Raw genomic sequence first — 8,096 nt, forward strand, 5'->3', positions numbered from 1 at the left:
CACCGGCTCGGAGACGGGCGGAGCCGGAGGCGACGCGGACACTGCTTCCCCGGGGACGTCGTCATCCCGGGTCGGGACCGTGGGGACGGTGAGCCGGGCGACGACGCCGTGGTCCCGTCCGGCGAGTTCGCGCGCGAAGTCCCGCGGCGTGGGGAACTCGAAGAACTCGGTGGGGTACAGGTCCAGGCCGTACTCGCGGGACAGCCGGTCGCTGAGCTCGACCAGTCCCGCCGAGTCGTACCCCGCCGACAGGAGTTCGGTGTCCGCGTCCTCCTCCGGGATCCCGGCCACGGCCAGGAACCAGGCCAGCGCCCGGGCGGCCGGGTCGGAAGGTCCCACCGTCCCCGCGGTTGGCGCGGGCCGCGGGGACGGTGGGGGCTGGGGGGCGACGGAGGTCCCGGAGGCGTCAGCGGCGGTGTCAGCGTCCTTCTCCACCGGCGTCCGGCCCTCGGTGAAGGCGGTCGGGGCGACCCGTTTGGCGGTGATGTCCGCCAGCACCAGGAGGGCCCGGCCCCGGGCGTCGGTCACCACCTGCGTGCACCGGCACGCCTCCTCGTTCCAGAAGGCGATGTCGGTGCGGACGAAGGCGGCCTCGGCCAGGGACCCGAGGACGGTGAGCCGCCCGATCGACAGGGGGATGAACGCGGGGGCGTCGTCCCGCCCGAAGACCGGGTTGTCGGGCGAGATGGCCGTGATGGTCACGCTGTCCAGGAGGCCGGGGTACAGGCGAGTCCGGTCCGGGTTGAGGGCCCGCTGGCGGCCCCCCTCGATCCGGGCGAGGGTGCCGCCGGGGCGCGCGGCGACCCACGAGACGTTCCGGTAGTAGCGGCCGTGGCGGTAACCGATCCTNGATACCGGAGCCCGAGCGCGGGACGGAGCACTCCGCCAGCAGCTCCGCCAGGGGTTCCGTGTGCTCGCCGTGTGCGTCTCCCGCGTCGACGAGCCGCCCGGTGACGAACGGCGTGCCGTCGTCGTCGCGCACCTCGAAGCGACGGTCGGCCGCCACCGAGCACAGCACCCGGCGCGCCCCGTCCGCCAGGACCAGGGGCCGGTGGAAGACGAGGTCCGACAACCCCCCGAAGTGCTCCCCCCGTGCCCGGACGCCCTGCTCCAGGAAGTCGAGCCACCCGACCCCCGGCAGCATGAAGTCCCCGTGCACGCTGTGCTGCGCGATCGGGTCCTCCCCGGGGCCGAAGACACGCGAGAAGGCGTGGGCTGCGCCGTCCCCGGGCTCCGAACGCACCGGGCCGCCGGGTTCGGCCGACCGGTGCGGTTCCGCCAGGTCCAGGCTCGGGCCGTGCGCCTGCTCCCGGGGCAGGGGCACCCGGGTCCGGGCGCGGCCGCGGAACCGACGCGACCAGTCGATCCGGTGGCCGTGCTCGTACAGTCGCGCGACCACCGCGTCGAGGACGTCGGCGGGGTCGGCGCCGGGTTCGGCCAGCCGCGCCGCCCATCCCGTGCCGGTGCGGGGGCCGGACGCGTCCGGTTCGTGGCCGAGCAGCTCCGCGACCGTCTCCTCCAGGGGCGCCCCCTCCCACACGTGGGCGGCGACCGGACGCCACTCCTCGGGCAGGTCCACGGACCCCCCGTCCACTCCGGACTCACGGAGCGCCGTGGCCAGCGCGATCCCGAGGATCAGCTCCAGCAGTCGGCCCGTGAAGTCGGCGCGGCCGAGCCCGGCCGCCTCCTCGAAGCTGGCGACGACCTCCTCCACCGGCGCGTGGGCCGAACACAGGCGGGCGAACCACTCGGGTGGCGCGTCCGCACGCGGTACCCGGAAGTCCACCCCCCTGACGGCGCCGTCCGGGGGACCGGGGAAGTCGGGGGACAGCAGCCGCGACCGCAGCGCGGCGGCCAGTTCCGCGGCGTCACCCCCGCGTACGACGGCCCGCACCCGCCGGTGCGGTCGCCCCGTCTGGGCGGTCGCGCACAGGTCGGCGACGTTCCGTGCCCCCTCCAGCCGCTCCAGCCACTGGGCGGCCAACTCACGCAGACCCTCGGGGGTGTCGGCGGACAACGGGAGCATCAGCGCACCGGGGACCGCCTCCGTCGCGGCGGGCGCCGGGGGCTCCGGCGGCTCCTCCACGACCACGTGCGCGTTGGTCCCGCCGAAGCCGAAGGCGCTCACCGCCGCGCGCCTGGGGCCGTCCACCCGCCACCGCTCCTCGCGTTCGGGCAGGTGGAAGGGGCCGTCCGCCAGGCGGAGGCGCGGGTTGGGGCGTTCGACCGCGGTGGGGGGAACCGTCCGCGACCGGACGACGTGGACGGCCTTGGCGACACCCGCCAACCCGGCCGCCGAGTGCAGGTGGCCGATACGGCGCTTGAGGGAACCCAGCGCCACCGACCCCCGGCGGGAGCCCGCCCGTCCGAACACCTCGCTCAACGCCCGCGCCTCGATGGGGTCGCCGATCGCCGTTCCCGTGCCGTGGGCCTCCACGTAGCCCACGGTCGCGGCGTCCACCCGCGCGTAGACCTCGGAGAGCAGGTCGACCTGGGCGTCCAGGCTGGGGGTCGTGACGCCCATGGTGCTGCCGTCGTTGTTGACCGCCGACGCCACGATCGAGGCCAGCACGGTGTCACCGTCGTCGAGGGCGGCGCGCAGCGGTTTGAGGACGAGGGCCACGGCGCCCTCACCGGGGACGTAGCCGTCGGCGCGCTCGTCGAAGGTCCGGCACCGCCCCTGCGGGGAGAGGGCCTCGGCGTTGGTGAGCATCGTCAGGGTCAGCGGGTCGACGAGCAGGTCCACACCGCCCACGAGGGCGGTACGGCAACCGCCCGAGGCCAGGCTCTGGCATGCGAGCCACAGCGCGGTGAGGGACGAGGAGCAGGCGGTGTCGACCACCAGACTGGGTCCGTGCAGGTCCAGGCGGTCGGACAGCCAGGCCGCGGCGAAGTTCTGCGACCGCCCCCACAGCGCGGCGGCCCGTTCCGAACCCCGGCCCGGTTCCTCCGCCCGACCGTGTTCGAACCCGTAGGAGTTCATGCGCGAACCGACGAACACGCCCGTCCGCCGCCGGGCGTCGTCGGCCGACAGCCCGGACTCCTCCAGGGCGGTCGCCCCCACCTCCAGCATGAGCCGGTGCTGGGGGTCGAGCCGGACCGCCTGTTCCGCCGAGAGCCCGAACCGGTCGTGGTCGAAGCAGTACGCGTCCGGGAGGAAGGCCCCCTGTCCGGGGACCCCGGGGTACAGGTCCCGTGCCCACCGGCCCGCGGGCACGGGACCCACCTCGTGACGGTCGCCGGACAGCAGCCACCCCAGGTCGTCGACGTCCTCGGCCCCGGGGAGCCGGACGGCCATGCCGATGACCGCGATCCCCTCCTGCGCGTCGCGCTCCGGCCCCCGGGCACGCGCCGTTCCTCGTACTGTCATGGTCCCTTCCCTGTCGTCGGTGGGTGTGCGCGTCACTTACCGGCGAGCGGCCGCAACAGGGCGCTCAGGCCGACCGGTTCCGTGCCGTCCCGTTCGGCCGCGGGCTCCTCCTCGTGCGCGGGCGGGGCTCCGGCCTCCGCCTCCAGGAGGACGGCGATGTCGTTCACCGTCCGCGCGCGCATGACGGCGGACGGGTCGACCGTGCTCCCGTGGCGCCGCTCCAGGAGGGAGACCAGGTCGGCGATGGCCAACGAGTCGAGTCCGAGGTCGGCGACGGCGTGCGTGCCCGGGTCCTCCCCGAGGAGTTCGGTGAGGCAGGAGCGGACCAGCGCGACCGTTTCCCCGGTCGCCTCCCCGGACGCACGGGTGGCCGGGCGGGCCGACGGCTCGGGCCGGGAGGGCCGCTGAGCTTCCGTGTCCGGGCCGGCGGACCCGTCGGGCGCGCCCCCGGGGAAGGACACCCGACCGCCGGAGAGCAGGTGCGCCGAGAACCCGGCGAGGGCCTCCGCCGCCCCCAGGGAGGCCGTGGCGGAGAAGGAGGCGTCGGCCTCCAGACCGACACCGGACCAGTCGGGCCACGCGTGCGCGGTCACGGTCAGGGGGGACCCCTGGACGTGGGACCGTTCGGCCAGGGCCAGTTGGTAGGCGTTGGCCATGGCGTAGTCGACCAGGCCCCGCCCGGCCGCGGGGTCCTCACCGGCGACGGAGGACACGAGGACGACGAACCTCGCTCCGTGCTCGCCCGCCACGGCCAGGACGTGGTCCGATCCCGCGGTCTTGGGAGCCAGGACACCGGCCGCGTCCTCCTCCGCGCGGTTGCGGTGGGAGCCGAAGGGCAGGGCGCGTCCCGAGGCGTGCACGACGCCGTTCAGCGGACCCCACCGCCGTGACAGGTCCCGCACCGCCGCGCGGACGGCGGACCCGTCGGCCACGTCGCACGGCACGTAGTCCAGTTCGGCGGAGGGGGCGAGCGCGGCCAGTTCGGCCACGGCGTCCGCGTCCAGACGGCTGCGGCCGACGACGCCGACACGCGCCGCCCCCAGCCGCGCCAGACGGCGGACCAGGTGACGGCCCACCGCCCCGGCCCCTCCGGTGACCAGGACGAACCCCTCGCCCGACAGGTCGGGAGCGTGCTCGGCGCCGTCGGTCTCCTCCCAGTGCCGGACGTACCGGAGGCCGCCGCGCAGGGCGACCGCCGTGCGCTGCTCCGGCATGGCGGACAGCTCCGCGACGATCGCGCGTGCCTCGGTACCCGCGTCCGCGCCGGGCGCCAGGTCGAGGACGGCCGCGGAGAGGTGGTACTCGGCCGCCGCGGCCAGGATCGCGGCGGCGCGTGCCGCCGCGTCGGGTGCCAGTCCGGGCCGCTCCTCGGCGTTGACGGCCGCCGTCCGGCCGCCGACCCAGACCAGGCGTCCTCCCCGGGGGAGGGCGGAGGTCCACGCGCGCAGGGCGGACCAGAACCCCTCGGGGCCGGGGTCGACCACGACCAGGGCGTCCAGGTCGCGTTCCCCGGCGGAGGGGACGACGGTGAAGCCGGTGGCGGAGAGTTCGGTGCCCAGTACCCGGGCGTGTTCTCCGTCCCCGCACACGACGGCCGCGGTGCCGCCCGCGGCGCGGGCCGGTTCCGGGAGGGGCTCGGCGCGCCACCGGGGGCGCGTGGCCCGGGGCGGGGCCGTCGGTGCGGTGCCGCCCGCACCGTTCGGCTCCTGCGCCTGCGTCTCCGTCGTACCAGCGCCGCGGGTGGACCAGAAGCTGCGCTCCGCGAAGGGGTAGGCGGGCAGGCCGTCCGCGATCCGCGCCTCCGGGGCGGACAGGGCTGCCCAGGCGATCCCGGTGCGTCCGCGCCGCACCAGTTCCACGGCGGCGGGAGCGCTCGGGGGCTGGCCGTCGACGGGGCCCACGGCCTCGGAGATCGGCACGGCGCCGTCAGCTACCGCGCGCAGCGCCCGGACCAGGGATGCGGCGTCGGAGCCGAGCACCGCCGTCTGGAAGCCGAGCTCCGCGCGTCCGGTGTTGACGGTGTGGCACACGTCGGCCAGTTCCCGTGCGTCCCGGCAGGCGGCGATCCGTTCCGCGTAGCCCGCCGCGAGGATCCGGACGGCCTCCTCGGTGGCGCCGCTGACGCGTACGGGGTACTCCGAGGGCAGGTCCGAGGTGCGTTCGGGTGGGGTGGGGGGTTCTTCGAGGATGACGTGGGCGTTGACTCCGCCCATGCCGAAGGCGCTGAGTCCGGCGCGGCGGGGGACCCCGGCAGGGGGTGTCCACGCTGTGGGTTGGGTGGCGGGGTGGAAGGGGGAGGCGTTGAAGTCGATGTGGGGGTTGGGCTGCTTCAGGTGGAGTGTGGCGGGGATGGTGTGGTGGCGCATGGCCAGGAGAATCTTGGCCAGGCCCGCGAGTCCGGCGGCGGGTTCGAGGTGGCCGATGTTGGACTTGACCGATCCGATGGCGCAGAACTGGCGCCGGTCGGTGTGGGTGTTGAAGGCCTCGGTCAGGGCCTGTACCTCGATGGGGTCGCCGAGCGGGGTTCCGGTTCCGTGGGCTTCGAGCATGGTGATGGTGTCCGCGTCCACTCCGGCGTCGTGTAGCGCGGCGGTGATGACCTCGCGTTGCGCGGTGCCGTTGGGGACGGTCAGGCCGCTGGTCCTGCCGCCGTGGTTGACGGCGGTGCCTCGGATGACGGCGTGGACGCGGTCGCCGTCGTGGAGTGCCTGGTGGAGTGGTTTGACCAGCAGGGTGATGACGCCCTCTCCCGGGACGAATCCGTCCGCGTCGGCGTCGAAGGCCCTCGACCGCCCCGTCGGGGACAGCGCCTTCAGACTCCGCATGGCGTGGTAGTGCAGCGGTGACAGAGCGAGCCGGACCCCCGAGACGATGGCCTGGTCGCACTCGCCCCCGCGGATGCTGCGCACGGCCTGGTGCAGGGCCACCAGCGAGGACGAGCACAGGGTGTCGATGGTCATGCTCGGTCCGCGCAGGTCCAGGAAGTGGCTCACCCGGTTGGCCAGGAACGCGTTGTGGTTGCCCAGGCCGCTCAGGGCGTCCAGTTCGGGCTCGATGTTGTACTCGCGGTAGTGCTGGTAGCTGGCGCCCACGAACACGCCGGTCGGGGTGCCCGCCACGGAGGCGGGAGCCGCGCCCGCCGACTCCAGGCACTCCCACGCCCCCCGCAGCAGCCAGCGGGACTGGGGATCGAGCACCTCGGCCTGGTTGGCGAAGACACCGAACAACCGGGCGTCGAAGGACGCGATGCCGCTGAGGAACCCGCCCTCGGGCCGGGGCCCGGCGCCGTTCCAGCGGTCGGCGGGGGCGGGCGCCACGGCGTCTCCGCCCTCCATGAGCAGCCGCCAGAACGCGTCGGGGGTGTGCGCGCCCGGGACGGCCACCGACAGACCGATCACCGCGACGTCCTCGGCCCGCGCCCCGTCCGCACGTTCCGCGACGTGCCCGGACGGCGCTGGCACGGGTTCCTCCGCCCCGGACCGGGGCAGCGCGGTCCCGGGTTCGTACACGGGGTCCCCGGCCACGCCGACGGGGACCCCGACGGCGGAGGCCAGCGCACGGCAGTCGGCGGCCTCCATGACGTCGAGGGAGCCGACCCGTACGCCCAACCGGGCCTCCAGGCGCTCGGCGATCTCGGTCGCCAGCATCGAGTCGAGGGAGAGCAGGGTGAAGGGCGTGTCCGGTGTCAGGTCGGGTTCGCGCAACAGGGCCCGGACGACCTCGGCCACCGCGTCGGCCGGAGAGAGGGCGGCGGCGGGCGCGGGGACGGGGAGCGGATCGGTGCCACCGGGTCGCGGCACGTATCCCACGGGCTCCTTCGGATCCTCCCCGCCCGGCCGGGACACGGGCCGGTACCGGACGCCCGTCAGGACGAGCAGTGGCAGCCCTTCGTCGTCCAGGAGCTCGCTGTCCGCCACACGCGTGCCGTCCGCCTCCCTGGCGACGAGCCGTACGCGGACGCGCGCGGTCCGCGAGGGATCGCCGGACAGCACGGCCTCCGCCACCGATCCCGGCAGGAGGGTCACCTCGTCGGCGGACCGGTCGACCATGGTCAGGACCGCCATGCCCTGCAACGCCGCGTCCACGGCGGCGACCGCCGCGGACCCGTCCGACACCCCGGGGGTGCGACGGATCGAGCACACGGCCGTCGCGGCGTCGTAGTCCACCCCGTCGATGACGGCCAGGTCGGCTCCGTACTCCACCCCCCGCGCCTCGAACCAGGCGTAGAGGCCCATGGGGTCCAGCGTCCGGTCCGGCTCGTCGGCCGCGGGGGAGGGACACGCGTCCGCGCGGCCCCGTCCCGTGTGCGCCCGTGCGATGCGCCGACCGCCCCAGCTCAGGTTCACCGTCCCAGCGGAGAGGTCGACGCTCAGGGGGCCCGGTCCAGTCCCCGGTTCGGCGAAGACGATGTCGCGGACCCCGGTCTCGCCGACCTCTCCGCTCGCGCTCGCGAGGGCCCGCAGCAGCAGGAGCGCGGCCGGTACCGTCGGCTCGCCGAACACCCGATGCTGCCCGACCAGCAGTTCCGTGTCGTGCCCGTTCGGCAGGGGCACCCGCGCCGGACGTTCGGCAGGGAGCCCGGCGGGCGGCGTCTCGGCGGCCTTACGGTTCNCCGTGTGTACGCCCAGGGGATACGCGGGCAGGACGACCCGGCGGCCCCTCGGGTACACCTGGCGCCAGTCCACGTCCGCGCCCCCGACGAAACGGGCGGCCAGTTCGGCGGCGG

2 protein-coding genes and 1 pseudogene (1 of these 3 running past the window's edge) are annotated in these 8,096 nt (G+C 75.3%); all 3 read right to left on the reverse strand.

What is annotated here, in order from left to right:
* A protein-coding gene (locus tag D455_RS35265) for an acyltransferase domain-containing protein (protein WP_338037816.1) crosses the window boundary here: on the reverse strand, positions 1-846 show its 5' end (the start). 2,829 nt of this gene lie to the left of the window's left edge; 846 of the gene's 3,675 nt are visible here — the first part of the coding sequence; its start codon is at positions 844-846; its stop codon lies off the left edge, out of view.
* Positions 847-1,000: 154 nt separating this feature from the next.
* Positions 1,001-3,370 (reverse strand): annotated as a pseudogene (locus D455_RS35995) (beta-ketoacyl synthase N-terminal-like domain-containing protein); the annotation flags it as partial.
* Positions 3,371-3,402: 32 nt separating this feature from the next.
* Positions 3,403-7,923 carry an SDR family NAD(P)-dependent oxidoreductase gene (locus D455_RS0109115; protein WP_206539257.1) on the reverse strand — a complete coding sequence of 1,507 codons (4,521 nt, stop codon included), beginning with the start codon at positions 7,921-7,923 and terminating at the stop codon, positions 3,403-3,405.
* Between the last annotated feature and the right edge of the window lie 173 nt (positions 7,924-8,096).

Origin of the sequence: Nocardiopsis halotolerans DSM 44410, assembly GCF_000341065.1 — a bacterium.
Classification (GTDB): domain Bacteria; phylum Actinomycetota; class Actinomycetes; order Streptosporangiales; family Streptosporangiaceae; genus Nocardiopsis; species Nocardiopsis halotolerans.